At 55.0% G+C, this 16931-nt stretch carries 14 protein-coding genes; 5 read left to right on the top strand and 9 right to left on the bottom strand.

The window, feature by feature from the left end:
• The first annotated feature begins 1 nt into the window (after position 1).
• Positions 2-487 carry an Hcp family type VI secretion system effector gene (locus tag VRC33_RS16655; RefSeq protein ID WP_338557432.1) on the top strand — a complete coding sequence of 162 codons (486 nt, stop codon included), beginning with the start codon at positions 2-4 and terminating at the stop codon, positions 485-487.
• A gap of 316 nt (positions 488-803) precedes the next feature.
• Positions 804-998: a hypothetical protein gene (locus VRC33_RS16650; protein WP_338557431.1), complete on the top strand. Its 195-nt coding sequence runs from the start codon at positions 804-806 to the stop codon at positions 996-998.
• Between the two features lie 565 nt (positions 999-1563).
• Here the strand turns inward: VRC33_RS16650 and acrD are convergent.
• Both acrD and narQ read right to left on the bottom strand, forming a co-directional pair.
• On the bottom strand, positions 1564-4680 hold the full coding sequence (acrD, locus tag VRC33_RS16645) for a multidrug efflux RND transporter permease AcrD (protein WP_338557430.1): 3117 nt from the start codon (positions 4678-4680) through the stop codon (positions 1564-1566).
• 243 nt (positions 4681-4923) lie between these two features.
• The gene (gene narQ / locus VRC33_RS16640) at positions 4924-6591 is read right to left on the bottom strand and encodes a nitrate/nitrite two-component system sensor histidine kinase NarQ (RefSeq protein ID WP_338576778.1); all 1668 of its coding nucleotides are present in this window, start codon (positions 6589-6591) and stop codon (positions 4924-4926) included.
• Positions 6592-6967: 376 nt separating this feature from the next.
• On the opposite strand from narQ, the gene VRC33_RS16635 reads away from it, so the two are divergent.
• The 3 genes from VRC33_RS16635 to nudK all read left to right on the top strand — a co-directional run bounded on the left by VRC33_RS16635 (position 6968) and on the right by nudK (position 9800).
• A complete protein-coding gene (locus VRC33_RS16635; protein WP_338557425.1) occupies positions 6968-7243 on the top strand; it encodes a YdgH/BhsA/McbA-like domain containing protein in 276 nt (91 codons plus the stop codon).
• A 308-nt stretch (positions 7244-7551) separates the two neighbouring features.
• Positions 7552-9021, top strand: a complete 1470-nt coding sequence (ansP, locus tag VRC33_RS16630; RefSeq protein ID WP_338557424.1) for an L-asparagine permease — start codon at positions 7552-7554, stop codon at positions 9019-9021.
• 200 nt (positions 9022-9221) lie between these two features.
• Positions 9222-9800 carry a GDP-mannose pyrophosphatase NudK gene (nudK, locus tag VRC33_RS16625; RefSeq protein WP_338557423.1) on the top strand — a complete coding sequence of 193 codons (579 nt, stop codon included), beginning with the start codon at positions 9222-9224 and terminating at the stop codon, positions 9798-9800.
• On the opposite strand, the gene VRC33_RS16620 is transcribed toward nudK, so the two are convergent.
• The 7 genes from VRC33_RS16620 to VRC33_RS16590 are packed head-to-tail and all read right to left on the bottom strand — an operon-like array spanning position 9801 to position 16855.
• Positions 9801-10766: a ribokinase gene (locus tag VRC33_RS16620; protein ID WP_338557422.1), complete on the bottom strand. Its 966-nt coding sequence runs from the start codon at positions 10764-10766 to the stop codon at positions 9801-9803.
• The gene (gene alsK, locus VRC33_RS16615; protein WP_338564322.1) at positions 10763-11656 is read right to left on the bottom strand and encodes an allose kinase; all 894 of its coding nucleotides are present in this window, start codon (positions 11654-11656) and stop codon (positions 10763-10765) included. The genes VRC33_RS16620 and alsK overlap by 4 nt, the downstream gene beginning before the upstream one ends.
• Complete coding sequence (gene alsE, locus VRC33_RS16610) at positions 11647-12330, bottom strand: D-allulose 6-phosphate 3-epimerase (RefSeq protein ID WP_338557421.1); 684 nt, start codon at positions 12328-12330, stop codon at positions 11647-11649. Before alsE ends, alsK begins: the two co-directional genes overlap by 10 nt.
• Entirely contained in the window at positions 12330-13367 is a 1038-nt protein-coding gene (locus VRC33_RS16605) for an ABC transporter permease (RefSeq protein ID WP_338564321.1), read from the bottom strand. Before VRC33_RS16605 ends, alsE begins: the two co-directional genes overlap by 1 nt.
• A 14-nt stretch (positions 13368-13381) precedes the next feature.
• Positions 13382-14371 (bottom strand): ABC transporter permease, encoded by a 990-nt coding sequence (locus VRC33_RS16600; RefSeq protein WP_338557420.1) that lies wholly within the window; start codon positions 14369-14371, stop codon positions 13382-13384.
• Positions 14364-15869 (bottom strand): sugar ABC transporter ATP-binding protein, encoded by a 1506-nt coding sequence (locus VRC33_RS16595; protein WP_338557418.1) that lies wholly within the window; start codon positions 15867-15869, stop codon positions 14364-14366. Before VRC33_RS16595 ends, VRC33_RS16600 begins: the two co-directional genes overlap by 8 nt.
• A gap of 2 nt (positions 15870-15871) precedes the next feature.
• On the bottom strand, positions 15872-16855 hold the full coding sequence (locus VRC33_RS16590) for a substrate-binding domain-containing protein (protein WP_338557417.1): 984 nt from the start codon (positions 16853-16855) through the stop codon (positions 15872-15874).
• Positions 16856-16931: the final 76 nt, after the last annotated feature.

Here is a 16931-nt window from a genome sequence, read left to right as displayed (position 1 = left end):
AATGCCCATTCCAGCATACATGTGGCTTAAAGACGATGGTGGCGCAGACATCAAGGGATCGGTAGACGTCCGGGATCGTGAAGGGAGTATTGAAATTATAGGTTTTAGTCACGGTTTGAATATCCCGGTAGACAGTGCCAACGGTAAGATCACCGGCAAACGTTCGCACTCCCCAATGATGATTGAAAAAGAGTTTGATAGTTCCAGCCCGTATCTCTATAAAGCTGTTGCCACTGGGCAGACGCTGAAAAGTGCGGAGATTCGCTGGTACCGAATCGACTACGCTGGGCAAGAAGAATGCTACTTCGTTATGACCATTGAGGGTGTGAAGATTACAGGTGTAAATCCTGGAATGCCAAACGCTAAAATGGCTGGAAACTCGCAGATCAATCACATGGAATCCATCGCTCTTATGTACGAGAGAATCACATGGCGATATGTCGATGGTAACGTGCAGTATTCAGACGACTGGAATGTAAGAGCGTAACCAACAGAAAGGGGGCATTACGCCCCTTTAGGGTAGAAGGCCCAGTAAATCGTTAAGAGTGGAAATACTCAAGCCACCATATCAAAGCCTCTTTATCAAAGCCCCCAAAATGCTGTTAAGGTTCTTATAACAAAAACAGCTCGCAATTTTTAATGCCGTACAGGGTCATCATCTCAGGTTCCCTTCTGTTTTCTGTGGGTTTCAACTATATTCGATACTGTTCAGGCGGTTAGTCTACAACGGAAGCGCCTGCGAGGCAGCAGGGAAGGCTATAAGATCACTATCCAGACAAAGACTTAGCATAAGGAGGGACAATATGAACTATATGAAAGCGTCTTCCGCTCATACGGTTGAAGAGACACAATCGATGATTGTGATCCTCAGGAAGAAAAACAGTCGTTGTGACGAATTCAATCACGTTGTTGAGGCGGTTCTGGCCGAACACCCCGATGCCAAAACGCATATCGACAGTGAAAGCGGCGGTTACGATAAAGTGATAGTACTGAAATAACCAGGCTGTGTCCGGGGGGCGGCCCGCCCCCAGGGATGCACCGGCAAACTTCTTCCGGTCAATATCCGCGCCCGCTTATTTTTGTGAAACTCTTTCCAGCCAGCCAGCCAGCCACTCACTCACTCACTCACTCACTCACTCACTCATTCATTTATTCAGCTACTCAACCAGTCACCCAGCTATCCGGTCATCCCCTCTGTCCGCTGGCTATTTATCGCTGAATTCCGGGTTTGGCTTTCAAATGATAATCACGCCAACGGTTACGGGCGGGATTATCACTAAAGAACTGTGGCCTGCCACGCAAAACCGGGTTTTGAATGAAATCGTGGTACTTTAAGTGAGCGAAAGCTGTTCACTTTTCCTTAGGATTAATCCTATAATGCAGCCACAAGAACAGCGAGGTGATATATGATCGAATTAGAACTGGGGAACTGGAAAGACTTTATTGAAGCGATGTTATCTCGTAAATAACAGATTCTTAAAGAATAAGTTTTGAGATTTCCTTAACAGCGCCATCCACAGCTTCACCCTTTTAAAAGGCAGCCCTCCGGGCTGCCTTTATTCGTTATGTGACAGGCTTCTCATTTACCGGGAAGCGGCGTCGTACCAGCACAAAGAACAGGGGCACAAAGAAGATCGCCAGAATAGTGGCTGAAATCATCCCGCCCATCACGCCGGTACCCACCGCGTGCTGGCTACTTGAACCTGCGCCATTACTGATCACCATAGGCAGCACGCCAAAAATAAACGCCAGTGAGGTCATCAGAATCGGGCGCAGGCGCTGCCGGGAAGCCTCCAGCGTCGCTTCCATCAAATCCCGTCCTTTGCTGTTGATTTCATTGGCAAACTCGACAATCAGAATGGCATTTTTCGCCGACAGGCCAATCACCGTTAACAGCCCGACCTGGAAATAAACATCGTTTTCCAGCCCGCGCATCCAGGTGGCAATCAGGGCGCCAATCACCCCCAGCGGTACTACCAGCATCACTGAGAACGGGATCGACCAGCTTTCATAAAGCGCCGCCAGGCACAGGAACACCACCAGCAATGAGATGGCATAAAGCGCCGGTGCCTGCGATCCGGTCAGCCGCTCCTGATAGGAAGCCCCGGTCCATTGCAGCCCGAAGCCCGTAGGGAGTTTACTGACCAGATTTTCCATCACGTCCATGGCGGTGCCGGTACTGACGCCCTGAGCGGCTTCACCCACAATCTCTACCGCTGAATAACCGTTATAGCGTTCAAGTCGTGGAGAACCCGTCTCCCAATGGGTGCTGGCAAAGGCGGTAAAGGGCACCATGCCTCCGCTGCTGTTACGGACGTACCACTTGCTGATGTCATCCGGCAGCATACGGAACTGGGCGGCGGCCTGAACATAAACTTTTTTAACCCGCCCCCGATCCAGGAAATCATTCACATAGGTCGATCCCCATCCCGTTTGCAGCGTGTTGTTAATGTCGTCGATTGAGACGCCCAGCGCCTGGGCCTTATGCTGATCAACGTCAATACGCAACTGAGGCGTATCGTCCAGGCCGTTATGCCGCACCCTCGCCAGCGAAGCATTACCCTCTGTCGCGGCCAGCAGCTGGTCACGGGCCTGCATCAGCGCATCGTGGCCCTGTCCGGCATGATCCTGTAACTCCATATCAAAACCGGCTGAATTACCCATACCCGTGATGGCCGGAGGGCTGCTGGCTATAACACGCCCCTCTTTAATTGAGCGGAACGCTTTGGTGGCCCGTTCGATAATGGCAAACGAGGTATTACCGGAACCCGGACGATCCTGCCAGTCCTTAAGCCGCACAAACATACGGGCCACGTTCTGCCCGTTACCACCAGGACCTGCACCAATGGTGGAGAAGACCGACAGCACGTTGTTTTTCTCTTTGGTCAGGTAATACTGCTCGACCTGGTTGACGACTTTATTGGTTTGTTGCAGCGTCGATCCCGGAGGAAGCTGAACCTGAGTGGTGAATACCCCCCGATCCTCCAGCGGCAGAAAAGAGGTCGGCAGACGCATAAACAGCACTGCCATCGCGGCAATCAGCAGCATATAAAGCACCAGCCAGCGCCCGGCCTTCGCCAGAATTTTACCCACACCCCGTTCGTACCGTTCGGCGTTGCTGTTGAACATCCGGTTAAACCAGCCGAAGAAGCCCCGGCGGTCATGATGATGCCCTTGCTGAACCGGCTTCAGAAGCGTGGCGCACAGGGCAGGGGTCAGGATCATGGCTACCAGCACCGAGAGCACCATTGCGGAGACGATGGTGACTGAGAACTGGCGATAGATAGCACCGGTAGTCCCGCCGAAAAAGGCCATCGGGATAAACACCGCAGAGAGCACCAGCGCAATACCCACCAGGGCACCCTGGATCTGCCCCATCGATTTTCGCGTTGCGTCTCTGGGTGAAAGCCCTTCCTCACTCATTATTCGCTCAACGTTTTCCACCACCACAATGGCATCGTCTACCAGCAGCCCGATAGCCAGCACCATGGCAAACATGGTCAGGGTATTGATGCTGAATCCACAGGCAGAGAGAACGGTAAAGGTGCCCAGCAACACAACCGGCACGGCGAGGGTGGGGATTAAGGTGGCGCGGAAGTTCTGCATAAACAGATACATCACCACAAACACCAGCAGGATGGCTTCCAGCAGCGTCTTGACCACGTCCTCAATTGAAGCTTTAACAAAAGGGGTGGTCTCGTAGGCAATCTCGGCTTTCAGTCCCCGGGGGAAATAGTGTGAAAGCTCATCAATACGCGCGCGTACCAGCTGGTCGGTTTGCAGCTCGTTGGCGCCGGACGCCAGCTTTATTCCCAGACCCGAAGCGGGCTGACCGTTGTACTGGCTCAGGAAGTCATATTTTTCGGCACCAAGAGCGATATCCGCCACATCCCCAAGTCTGACCTCTGAGCCATCCTGATTGACCCGCAGCGTAATATTGCGGAACTGTGCCGGCGTAGTCAGCAGAGACTGGGAATTGATAGTGGCATTCAGTGCCTGACGGTCCACCGAGGGCAGGCCGCCCAGTTGTCCCACCGCCACCTGGCTGTTTTGAGACTCAATCGCGGTAACAATATCGGCAGTGGTCAGGGCGTAATTGATCATTTTGTTCGGGTCGAGCCAGATACGCATAGCATACTGCGATCCGTAAGCATCCACCTGGCCCACGCCATCAATACGGCTCAGGGGATCCTGCACGTTACTGGCCACGTAGTCAGAAATATCCTGCTTATCCATACTGCCATCGGTCGACACGAACGCCACCATCAGGATATTGGTATCGCCGGTTTTGGTCACCGTCACCCCCTGAGACTGAACATCCTGAGGCAGTTTTCGCAAGGCGGATTGCAGCTGATTCTGCACCTGCTGGCGCGCTTCATCAGGATTAGTGCCGGCGACAAAAGTCAGGGTGATGGTGGCCTGGCCGGTATTACTGCTCTGGGAGGACATATACATCAGGTTATCGATACCCGTCATATTCTGTTCGATAACCTGGGTAACCGTATTCTCCAGCGTTTCAGCGGAGGCGCCAGGGTAGTTGGCAGTAATACGGACATTGGGGGGAGCAAGTTCAGGGTACTGCTCAACGGGAAGGGAAAAGATCGCCAGTGTGCCGGTCAGGCAAAGTAAAATCGCTATCACCCAGGCAAAAATGGGGCGATCGATAAAAAAATTCGCCATTGAAAAGCGCTCCAGGCAAGTAAACAGGTGAGGTGCGCCTGCCTTTTCCCTGGGGCGCGGGATTGTCCAGCCCGTCGCAAATTTTATAATTGATTCAATAAGCTTTGGCCTGTCTTCACTTTACCCTCCGGCTTGTGAAGAATCGTGGAGAAAATGAGGAGAAAGTGTAAATTATCGTGCGAAATCGTCCGCTAAAGTGAGCCTGCAGGCCGGGTGTATTCAGGCTTTTGACTGGCGGTGGGCTTATGTGGGGAATTGCAGCGAGACTGTAGTGCCGCTGTCAGCCGAAGAGAGAATAGTCAGCCGCCCCTGCAGACTGTTAGCCCGTTCCTGCATGATGGACAAACCATAGTGCCCCGGCGGCGAGGTTTCCCCGTCCAGGCCAACGCCGTCATCCTGAATTTCAATCAGATTTTCGCCTGGCCCGGGACTGCTGCAGCGGATTTCAATATGGGATGCCTGCGCATGACGAATCGCATTCAGTAAGGCTTCACGCACTATCTGCAGGACATGAACCTGCTTCTGGACTTCAAGGTGGCGTTCAAAGGGCTCGCTTTTGAGCCGGATCTCCGCCGTGGTTTGATTGCACAAAGTGGCAACCACCTGGCGAAGCGCCGTGGCCAAATCGGCTGGCTCTATGGTCAGCCGGAAGGTGGTCAGCAGTTCGCGGAGCTGAAGATTGGCGTCGGTCAGGGCTAAATCAATCTCGCTGACGATCGCCTGGGCTGACGTAGCGTTGCTGTCTACCGTGCGTCTTAACCGGGCAAGCTGAATACGCAGATAGGCCAGCGACTGGGCAAGCGAATCATGGAGCTCACGGGCAATGGTGGCACGCTCTTCCATCACCAGCAGATGGCGAACTTTTTGCTGAGCACGATCCAGTTGCAGCGCCCGGTCCAGCATAGTTGCCACGCCCAGCATCAGCTGCGGCTCACTCTCCTGCGCCTGCCAGCGCAATTCGGCAGGGTGCAGGTCAGCCACCGCATCCAGTGAAAGCGTTAACCAGGGCAGATCGGCCTGCGGCTCCCCCTTGCTGATTTTTCCGTGAGACGGGGCTGAAAGCTCAATGGCGCAAAAATTTTCATGTTCAGAGATTTTTTGCAGAACTTCCGGCAGTGCCTCAGAGAGATCGGTATGACGGTTCAGCACGGCTGAGCAGTCATAAAGCACGGCGAGGCGCCGATTAGCCTGACGCAGGTCACTGGTTTTCTCTTTTACCCTCAGTTCCAGGCTGAGGTACTGTTTCTCCAGTTCAGTCGACATGCGGGTAAACGCCCGGGCCAGCACGCCCAGTTCGTTGGGCAGGTCTGTATTCAGCGGAGCATAGTGAAAATGAGCGTGTTCGATCTCGTTACTGGCCCTGACCAGCTGATTCAGCGGTGAGACCACCTGGCGCTTAACCTGTCGTAAGGTCCAGAAGACCACCAGAGCGATGGCGAGAAATCCCAGCAGGCTGGCCCCGGCTGCCAGTTTCATTTTCAGCTCGGCCCAGTGCTGGAGTGCCAGGACAAAACGGTCAATCTGCGCCACATAGAGGGAGAGGTTTTGCTGATAGTGACGGGTATTGCCAGCCAGCAGCTCGGGCTGCAGAGTGCGCCAGGATAGCAGGAGTTCGTGATATCGGGCTCTGACAGCTTCAGGGACCCAGGCCCGGTCCAGAGCCTCCAGCGCAGGCGCATAAACGGATTGCTGATAAGCTTGAATATCTTTGGTGAAACCGGAGGAGAGGCTGGTGGCATCCCTGGCCAGCCGGTAGCTCTGCATCCGCAGCGAACCGGCAATATTAATGGCTTCGGCATCACGTAAGCTGGTGGAGAGCGTCAGCAGGGCCAGACCGGAAGAGAGCACTGACAGTAACACGATAGCAAACAGGGAACGGGCCAGGCTGCTGGTGACAGAACGTGTAAACATCCATCGCTTCCTTATCAAAAGAGGACCGCAGTATAACGTCAAAATCGGGCTGAAAAACTGACCTGCACGGGGATAAAATCCGAATGTTCAAAACGTGCGGTATATCGCTTGCCGCGTGGCAGCATCCCGGATACAGTGAATTCAGCACGAAAAAAAATGTTCAAAATGTATCAGCCAGCGGTTTTAAGAAATATTATTTTACACCGGCTGTAAAGTGTCACTCTTATTGACGCTTCTTTGGATAAATTCGTACTCCTTCCAAAATCCTTAAGCCATTTTACTGTGCGCACACCCTGATTTTCATTAGCTTGTTCATAATTTATCCCGTTGCAACTATCACTTCTGACGAATGATGACTTTCGACGAGGAAAAAAATATGAACATGAAATTACCGACTCTGATCGCTGTCACGCTCTTTGCCGCCACCTCATTTTCAGCGCTGGCTGCCACTCAGGTAGATGAAGCTCAGAGCCAGAATTTACAGCCAATGGGCAACGTTTCGGTGTCCGGAGTTAACGGGACGCTGGACGATGCCAGCCGCCAGCTCTCACAGAAAGCCAGTGAGATGGGCGCCTCCCATTACCGGATTATTGGTGCTCAAAACCCTGGTGATTCCAGCAAGTGGAGCGGAAACGCAGAGATTTACCGTTAAGTTTTACCCTTCCCGTGTAGCCTTAGTGACCTCACTGAACCGACCGCCGATTGCGGTCGGTTTTTTTTGCGTTACCCTTCAAAAATTACAAAAGCTCACGATTTCCCGATCGGATCTTTTGCGTCAGCTTTGCAGAACGGTTAGGATGCATCGCCGCAAATTTCCCGCTTCCGTCAAGAATATAACTACAGGAACCCGGGTTTTGCCCAGACTTTTATGCTGTGTACGCAATCGTTTGGTTGGCGACAGACATCAGGATACCTGGGACGGGTATCCGTAATACTGTGGACAGGATAACAGGATAAAAAATGAAAGCTGATAAAACAGCGGTTGCAGACAAGCGCGCCGCAAGAAGACGTTGGTTAAATTCTCATGATTCCGGCTATCACAAAGCCATGGACAATCGTCACGTTCAGATGATTGCGATTGGGGGAGCGATTGGAACGGGGCTGTTTCTTGGTGCGGGGGCGCGTCTGCAGATTGCCGGGCCTGCGCTGGCAATAGTCTATTTAGTGTGTGGCATCTTCTCCTTCTTTATCCTGCGAGCGCTGGGTGAGTTGGTTCTTCACCGTCCCTCCAGCGGCAGCTTTGTCTCCTATGCCCGTGAATTTCTGGGTGAGAAAGCCTCCTACGTGGCGGGCTGGATGTACTTCGTTAACTGGGCGATGACCGGTATCGTGGATATCACCGCAGTCGCGCTCTATATGCATTACTGGGGCGCGTTTGGCGATGTTCCGCAGTGGGTGTTCGCGCTGGGGGCGCTGGCAATTGTCGGCACCATGAACATGATCGGCGTGAAGTGGTTTGCGGAGATGGAGTTCTGGTTTGCGCTGATTAAAGTGCTGGCGATCGCCATCTTCCTGATTGTCGGCGTGGTGTTTTTGGGCACCGGAAAACCGCTGGATGGCAATGCTACCGGCTTCCATCTGATCAGTGATAACGGCGGCTTCTTCCCGCACGGTTTGTTACCGGCCCTGGTGCTGGTGCAGGGGGTGGTATTCGCCTTCGCCTCTATCGAACTGGTAGGCACGGCGGCAGGCGAGTGTAAAGACCCTAAAACGATGCTGCCTAAAGCGATCAACAGCGTGATCTGGCGTATCGGCCTGTTCTACGTGGGTTCGGTGGTGCTGCTGGTTCTGTTACTGCCGTGGAACGCGTATCAGGCAGGGCAGAGTCCGTTTGTGACCTTCTTCTCAAAGCTGGGCGTCCCTTACGTCGGCAGCATTATGAACATCGTGGTACTGAGCGCGGCGCTTTCCAGCCTTAACTCCGGTCTTTACTCCACGGGTCGTATTCTGCGGTCAATGTCGATGGGTGGGTCCGCGCCGAAATTCATGTCAAAAATGAGTGGTCAGCAGGTGCCTTATATGGGGATCCTGGTCACTATCGGCGTCTATATCATCGGGGTTTACCTCAACTACATTGTGCCTTCACGGGTGTTTGAGATTGTGCTGAACATCGCTTCACTGGGCATCATCTCTTCATGGGGCTTTATCGTGGTCTGCCAGATGCGTCTGCGTAAAGCGATCAGGGAAGGTAAAGCGGAAGAAGTGAACTTCAAGCTGCCGTGGGCACCTTTCACCTCATGGCTGACGCTGCTGTTCCTCGCCAGCGTGCTGGTACTGATGGCGTTTGATTATCCTAACGGGACTTACACCATTGCCGCTGTTCCACTGATTGCGGTAATTCTGGTGCTGGGCTGGTTTGGCGTACGCAAACGCGTGCATGCCGTCGCCCAGACTGAACATGCTCCGGAGACAGAAAACAACGCAGGCTAATCCCCGCTGATTTTCTGAAAGGCGGCCTGTTTAAGGCCGCCTTTTTTATGGTATGAACAGGCACCTGCCGATTGCAGTCTGAAGCCATGATGCAGGCGATGACCTGCCGGAGCTGCGCGCAACAGGCTCAGAATTAAGATAGTTTTCTGACCGGGGTGGCTTTATGATGACAGGCTCCCGAGAATCGCAACGGAGCCTGTATGTCAGCCAAAATCGACGTTATCAAGAATAAAATCCTGTCAGAAAACTGGTTCGTCCTGCGTAATTTTACTTACGATCTTACCGCCAGTGATGGCTCAACGATCCGCCACAAGCGCGAAGTCTACGATCGCGGCAATGGCGCGACAATCCTGTTATACAACCGTGAAAAAAACAGCGTAATCCTGACCCGTCAGTTTCGCATCGCCACCTGGGTGAACGGTAACGAGAGCGGGCAACTGATAGAAGCCTGCGCCGGGCTGCTGGATAACGACTCCCCGGAAGATTGCATCCGTAAGGAAGCCATCGAAGAGACGGGCTATGCGGTGGGCAAAGTCGAAAAACTCTATGAGATGTATATGTCTCCGGGCGGCGTGACAGAGTTGATCCACTTCTTTGCCGCAGAATATAACGACTCGCTGCGCGCCAATGCGGGCGGCGGCGTCGAGGACGAAGATATCGCCGTGCTGGAAATTCCCTTCCCTCAGGCGTGGGCGATGATCAAAGAGGGCCGCATCAAAGATGGCAAAACGGTGATGCTGCTTCAGCACGCCCTGCTGGAAGGCTGGCTGAAGCTCTGATCATGTCAACCGCTCAGGCTGTAGCGTCCTGATAGCCACTTCCGGAAAAGCCTGCATACGTTCAATGGCCTCCGCATAAAGCGGCATTGAATGGGCGGCTCCGGCACGTTCAACGCAGAGGGAAGCATAGGCCGCTGCGAACAACGCGGCCTGCTCCAGCGTTTCTCCTGCCCCCAGCCTTGCCGCCAGCGCCCCGTTAAACGCATCTCCCGCGCCAGTGCTGTCTTTGGGCTGCGCCGGGTAAACCGGGATCAATGAAAACTGTTCCCCATCAGAGAGCAGCGCACCCTGGGTGCCCAGCGTGATAATCAGTTGCCGCACGCCTTTACGGTGCAGAATCTCCGCTGCCTGCCTCGCGCTGGCCATATCCCTGACCTGCACGCCGCTGAGCAGTGAAGCTTCGGTGCTGTTGGGCGTCAGCAGGTCGACTTTACTCAACAGCGCATCGCTGACTTTCTGCCAGGGGGCCGGGTTAAGGATCAGAAAAGTGCCTGAAGCCCGTGCGCTCTCCATCATGCGCTGGATGGCGCTGAGATTATTCTCCAGCTGCATCAGCATGATATCCGCAGCCGCAACGGTGGGCTGGCAACGGGCCACTTCCTGAGCGGTCACCGTGAGGTTGGCGCCGGGATAAACAGAGATCATGTTCTCGGCCTCATCGCCCGCCACGTAAATCAACGCATTGCCGGTGGGTTTCTCTTTACAGGTGAAAAGGGTGATGGCATCAAAGCCGGTTTTTTCCAGATGACGACGGGCAAAGCTGCCAAAATCATCGCTGCCAATCTTGCCGATGTAATGGACTCTGGCCCCGGCCCGCAACGCGGCGGTGGCCTGGTTCGCTCCCTTGCCGCCCGGCCCCATCATGCTGCTTTGCGCAATCAGCGACTCTCCCGGCAGCGGGAAGCGGGTCATTTTTGAAACGATGTCCAGGTTAAAAGAGCCAAATACGCACACCTTTCCTTTCATGCTGTTTCTCCAAAATGGCGTTCGGCAGCCAGACAGGCCCCGCGACAGCCAGTGCGGTCGGTGGCCTCGCTGAAAACAATCTTCAGCCCGCTGCGGGTCACCGGAGACCTGAGATGCTGCTGAATAAGCTGGCGCAGTTCAGCCAGGGGGAAATCCGCCATCGCCAGCACGCCGCCGCCGAGGATCAATATCTCCGGATCGAGAATGTTCATTTCGGTAGCGATGGTTTTCGCCAGCCGATGGACAAAGGCCTGTAGCTCCGGATCGGCGTGATGACGGGTAAACAGATGGGACATCGGCGTCTCCGGCTGCTCGCTCGCCGCCCAACCGCTGAGCCAGTGGCCGGAAACCAGCGTCTCTGCGCAGCCAAGATTGCCACAGGGGCAGGGCAGGGCATTATCAGCCAGTGGAATATGCCCAAGCTCGCCTGCGCCGCCATGCTCACCATGATAAAACTCACCGTTAAGCCAGAGGCTGTTGCCCATCCCGGTACCCAGATAGAGGCCCACGGCATTGCGCGGCAGCACCGGCAGTTGCCGGAGGTCCCACAGCATCAGATGGTTAACATCTTTGTCCATTGCTACCGGCACGCCGAGTTTCTCCGTCAGGATCTGCGCCACCGGCTGGTTATCCAGCGCCTGAATAAACGGCAGGGATAAAACCTGCTGGCGATCGCGGCTTAAAATGCCGGGTAACCCCAGCATAATGCCGTCGACCGGCTGTTTCTCCAGCACCTGGTCAATCAGCGCTGCCAGCGAGGCCAGCGCATCCGGCGTCTCTGCCCAGCTTGCCGTTGCCACCTTGTGAAAATCCAGCCACTGGCCCTGCCGCAATGTCATCAGCCGGGTGCTGGTCCCGCCTGTATCCACACCCAGCCATGTCATGCGGATGCCCTCGCCCGGTCCGCAATGTTCTGCGTCATCCTGTCCCAGGCTTTTGCCAGGTCATCATCCAGGTTAAACAGGCCGGAGGTGCCGACAATCAGCACTTCTGCACCCGCATCCAGCAGGGTGGAATAGGTGTTCTGATTACAGGAGCCATCGATCTCAATCAGATAGTGATAGCCATGCTGCTGCTTAAGCGCCTGAAGTTCGGCAATCTTCTTTACCATCTCCGGAATAAAAGGCTGCCCGGCGTAGCCCGGATCCACGGTCATCACCGTGATCTTATCCAGCAGATGAATGTAATGATGAATAAAGGAAACCGGGGTGGCCGGATTCAACACCACGCCAACTTTTTTATGCAGCGAGCGGATTTGATTTATAACGCGAAACGCATCCCGGTTAATGGTTTCGGCATGTGGGCAAATATAATCGGCCCCGGCTTTTGCTACGGCCTCAATAAAATGCGTGGGCTCTTCCACCATTAAATGCACATCAATAGCCACCGGCGTGTAAGGGCGGATTTGCTCAATAAAGAATGGCGAAAGGGTAATATTTTTCACGTAGTGGCCATCCATAATGTCCACGTGGAGAAAATCAGCGCGGGTATTCAGTACCGCCAGTTGCTGCTTGATTTCCATCAGGTTCATGCACATCAGCGAAGGGGAGATTTTAGGGCGCATCAGATTTCCTTTTTAGTTAAATTGGCGCGCAGGGCGCTAAGGCGAACGGCGCAGTATTCCGCATGTCGGGCGTTAAAGAATTTCACAGCCAGCACGATAATCAGCACGGCACCCCACATCGCCAGGCTGAAATGCTGGCTGATGTTCATCAGATTGAAGCCGGTGGAGAGGGTTTGCAGCGCGATCAGCGAGAGCACCACGCCGCTGACGCGACCAAAGCCGCCGTTGGGATCGGTGCCGCCCAGAATGATCGCCAGCACGGTTAACAGCAGATAGGAGTCGCCATAGCCGATGCGGGCAGAATTAAAGCGGGCCATCATCACCAGGCCGGCCAGCACGCAGAGCAGGCTGGAGAGGATATAGACCAGCATCAGCATACGGTGGGTATTGATGCCGCTGAACCAGGTGGCATTGATATTGCTGCCGCCCATATAGATGCATTTTCCTGCGCGGGTTTTGCCCAGGAAGAGTGCCATACCGGCAGCGGCGGCTAAAAATACCCACATAGGCAACGGCACGCCAAGCAGCGTTCCGGAACCAAGAACCCTCAGTACCTCCGGCATGCCGCTGACGGCGGAACCGTGCGTCAGCCAGATGCCAATCCCGTTCACCGTCATCATTGTCGCCAGCGTCACCAGAATCGGATGGGCACCAACCCTGGTCACCATCAGGCCGGTGATGGCCCCGATCACCACTGCGATAGCTGCCGCACCCAACAGACCCAGTGCCAGCCAGAAAAGCTGTAAAGCAATGCCCGCTCCCGCCGGCAGGAAATGCAGCAGCAGCCAGGCGATAAACAGGCTGGTGAGGTTAGCGGTGGCGATAATGCACAGGTTAAGGCCACCGCTGAGAATGGCGATAAACATCGCCAGCGTCAGCAGGCCCAGCTCCGGAAGCTGAAAGGCCATGCTCATAAAAGTGCCGCCGGTGAGAAAGCGCCCCGGCATCAGCCAGGAGAAGAGGGCGACAGCCAGCAGGATCAGCGTCAGCAGTCCGCTGGTCACGCCGTCCGGTTTAGCCCATTGCAGTGATTTCATCATCTCTCCTCGCGTCAGACGAAGCTGACGTCGGTCTCTTTGCGTTTTTTGTAATGGGTCACGGCGATAGCCACCATGATCACCGCGCCAATCACGATATTCATGAAGTAGTCCGACACCCCTAGCAGGTTGAGGCCGTTTTTCAGGATGGCGATCAGAAAGACGCCCATCAGCGTACCGGTAACCGTGCCTTTGCCGCCCATCAGGCTGGCGCCCCCCAGTACCGTGGCGGCGAGCACATCCAGTTCCCGGCCTACCAGCGCATTCGGCACCACTTCGCCCATCCGGTAGACCTGTACCAGACCACCGATTGCGGCCAGCGCGCCCAGGTAGCCATAGGCCAGCAGATGGATCAGCCCCACGCGGATGCCCATCCGGCGGGCAGATTCCTGATCCCCGCCCGTGGCGTAGAGCTGCCGGCCAAGGTGGGTTTTGTTCAGCAGCAGCCAGGTGATAACCGCCAGAACCAGCATCACCGCCAGCGGCAGGCCAATCTGGAAAGGCTGACCCTGCCACTCAAATGGCAGCACGCTGCGGAGCTGTATCCACCAGTCGGGCAGGTTGTAGAGGCTTTTGCCGTTGGTCAGCCACATCAGCAGGCCGAACAGCAGCGACTGCATGCTGATGGTGATGATGATCGAGACGATCCGCAGCGAGTAGATCAGCACCGCGTTGATCATCCCAAACAGCGTGCCGCAGGCGATGGCTAACAGAATGCTTAACAGCGCGTTGTCGAACTGGAACTGGATAAACAGCGTGGCGATCAGGTATTGCACCACCGACGCTACCGCAGCGAAGGAGATATCAATGCCCCCGGTCACCAGCACCACAAACAGCCCAAGCGCGAAGATGCCGGTAACGGCGTAGCTTTCTGCCAGATCTAACAAATTCTGTACGCTGAGGAACTGCTCGCTGCTGACGGCGAAAATCGTCACGCTGAACAGCAGCACCCAGGCCAGCCAGCCCTGGCTGGAGTGGGGTTTAAACCAGGATAAATCAGGCATTGATCACCTCCGCCAGCGCCTGCTGTTCAACCGCTGCAGGCTGATATTCAGCATAAATTTGCCCGTCCCGGAAATGCAGGATGCGGTCGCAGTTGTAGTACACCTCCGGCACCTCGTCCGAAATCAAAATGATCGCCAGACCTTCTTCCGCCAGCTGGTGGATCAGCCGGTAAATACTGGCTTTGGCCCCGACATCCACGCCAACCGTCGGCGAGTCGAGGATCAGGATTTTTGGCTGGGTGAGGACCCATTTCGCCAGCACAATTTTTTGCTGATTGCCGCCGGAAAGGGTGGAGATGGCCTGATCGGGGTTGGCTACGCGCACGCCAAGCTGGTTGATCCACTGATGAATCAGCCTGGTCTTGCGATAGTTATCTATCAGATGGAAGCGATTACTGAGCTTGTCGAGGATCGGCAGCACCATGTTGTCCGCCACCGATTGCTGCTGCACCAGGCCCAGCGTCAGCCGGTCTTCGGAGACGTAGCCAATACCGGCTTTGATCGCATCCTGATGGCTGCGAAAACGCACGGGTTTACTGTCCAGCCAGATCTTTCCGCTGTCAGGCCGGGTCATACCGAACAGGGATAACGCCAGTTCCGTGCGTCCTGATCCCAGCAGCCCGCACAGGCCCAACACTTCACCTTCCCATAGCCTGAAGCTGACATCCTGATACTGACCGGCACGGGAGAGCTTTTCGACCTCCAGCAGCGTGCGGGCATCCTCTCTGAAAGGCGGTTTAAGCTGATAGTCGAGCTTGAGTCCGGTCATCAGTTCCGTCAGGTGATGGCTGTCGATTTCGCTGGCGGGCCAGGTGCCCATTTTGCGGCCATCGCGGATCACCGTCACGCGGTCAGAAATCTCCAGCACCTCATCCAGACGGTGGCTGACGAACACCACGCAGAGGTTTTTCTCTTTCAGATAGCGAACCGTTTTCAGGAGCTGATTGACTTCGGTACGGGTCAGGGATGCGGTTGGCTCATCCATAATCACCAGTCGCGCCTCGCCGACCAGCGCACGACAAATTGCCACCTGCTGACGTTGGGCGATAGAGAGCGAGGCCACTTTGTCATCCAGTCGCAGGGAGAAATTCAGCTCGCTGATAATCCGCTGCGCCGTCTTGCGCAGCTTGCCTGCGCTGTACCAGCCCATCAGCCCGTGGAGGTTATGTTCAAAGGCGATATTCTCGGCCACGCTGAGATTAGGAAACAGCGACAGATCCTGGTAGATCACCTGAATGCCAAACTGCCGGGCCTGCTCTGGCGTCAGACGGGGAAAAGTCTCCCCGTTTTCCAGCGTGATGGTGCTGCCGCTGTCCGGCGCATGGACGCCGGAGATCACTTTGATCAGCGTGCTCTTGCCACAGCCGTTAGTGCCAGCGAGGCAGTGAACTTCGCCTGCCATCAGCGACAGCGAAATTTCACTGAGTGCGCGGTTACCGCCAAAGGTTTTCGACAGGTTAGCCAGCTCAATCAGCCGGTGTGGTTCGATTAGCTTCATGATTACAGCCCCAGTTTGACCAGCTTCGGCAGGTTAGCCTTGTCCAGGCTTTCGGTGTTGTTGCCCAGCAGGGTGTGGTTCTGCTCGTCAACGTTGACTTTACCCAGGCCTTCAATGGTCATGCCGTTGGTGAAGGGTTCATTCTTCTCCATCATGTCCGCGACGCGGACAAATACTTCGCCTGCGGTCATCGGGTTCCAGATATAGCCGCCTTTGATAGCGCCCCGGTTAACCAGCGATGCCCCCTGGCCGGGACTGAAGGCGCCAATCACGCAAATCTGGCTGCTTTTCTGTCGGTTCATCACCGCGCGTCCCGCCCCGATCGGCCCCTGCGAACCGAAAGCCATGATCCCTTTCAGATCGGGGTATTTCGACATCAGCTCGTTGGTGGTGCGGATGGAATCATCCAGCGATTCACCCACGCCAAATCTGTCAGAGACTATCTGCATCTTTGGGTAGTGCGCTTTTTGATAGTTAAGGGCGGCGTCGGTCCATTGCTGGTGTAAAGGCACGGTCAGACTGCCGACGTACATCGCATATTTGCCCTCTTCATGCATGCACTGGGCGAGGGCTTTCATATGGTTAATACCGTGTGTGTCCGCATCCACCAGCTCGAAATCCCAGTTGGCGTATTGCTGCCCCGGGGATTCGTGAGTGATTACTTTGATCCCGGCTTCACGGGCGCGCTTCAGCACCGGCTCAAGCACTTTCGGGTCGTTCGGCACCACGCCGATGATGTCGACCTTCTGAGCAATCAAATCTTCAATAGCGCGTACCTGCAGTGCCGGGTCAGCCGAAGTCGGCCCCACCTGCCAGGCATCAATGCCGCGTTTGGCCGCCTCACTTTTAATCCCGGCCTCCATGGCATTAAACCAGGGAATTCCTCCTACCTTGACCACAATACCCATCCGAATCTTGTCGGCGGCGTGCAGGGAATGGCTGGTTAACAGCGCAAAAAGGGTACAGGCGATAAATGTCTTTTTCATTTTCACTCCGTGATTTATTTCCCTGCTAATTCGGGCTGCATTTGCGTTGACGGCAATCCGAATTATTTGGGTTTTT

It is taken from the genome of Erwinia sp. E_sp_B01_1 (assembly GCF_036865545.1).
Lineage (GTDB): Bacteria > Pseudomonadota > Gammaproteobacteria > Enterobacterales > Enterobacteriaceae > Erwinia.
Note: the sequence above shows the minus strand (reverse complement) of the source record. Positions and strands in the feature narration are given on the sequence as shown.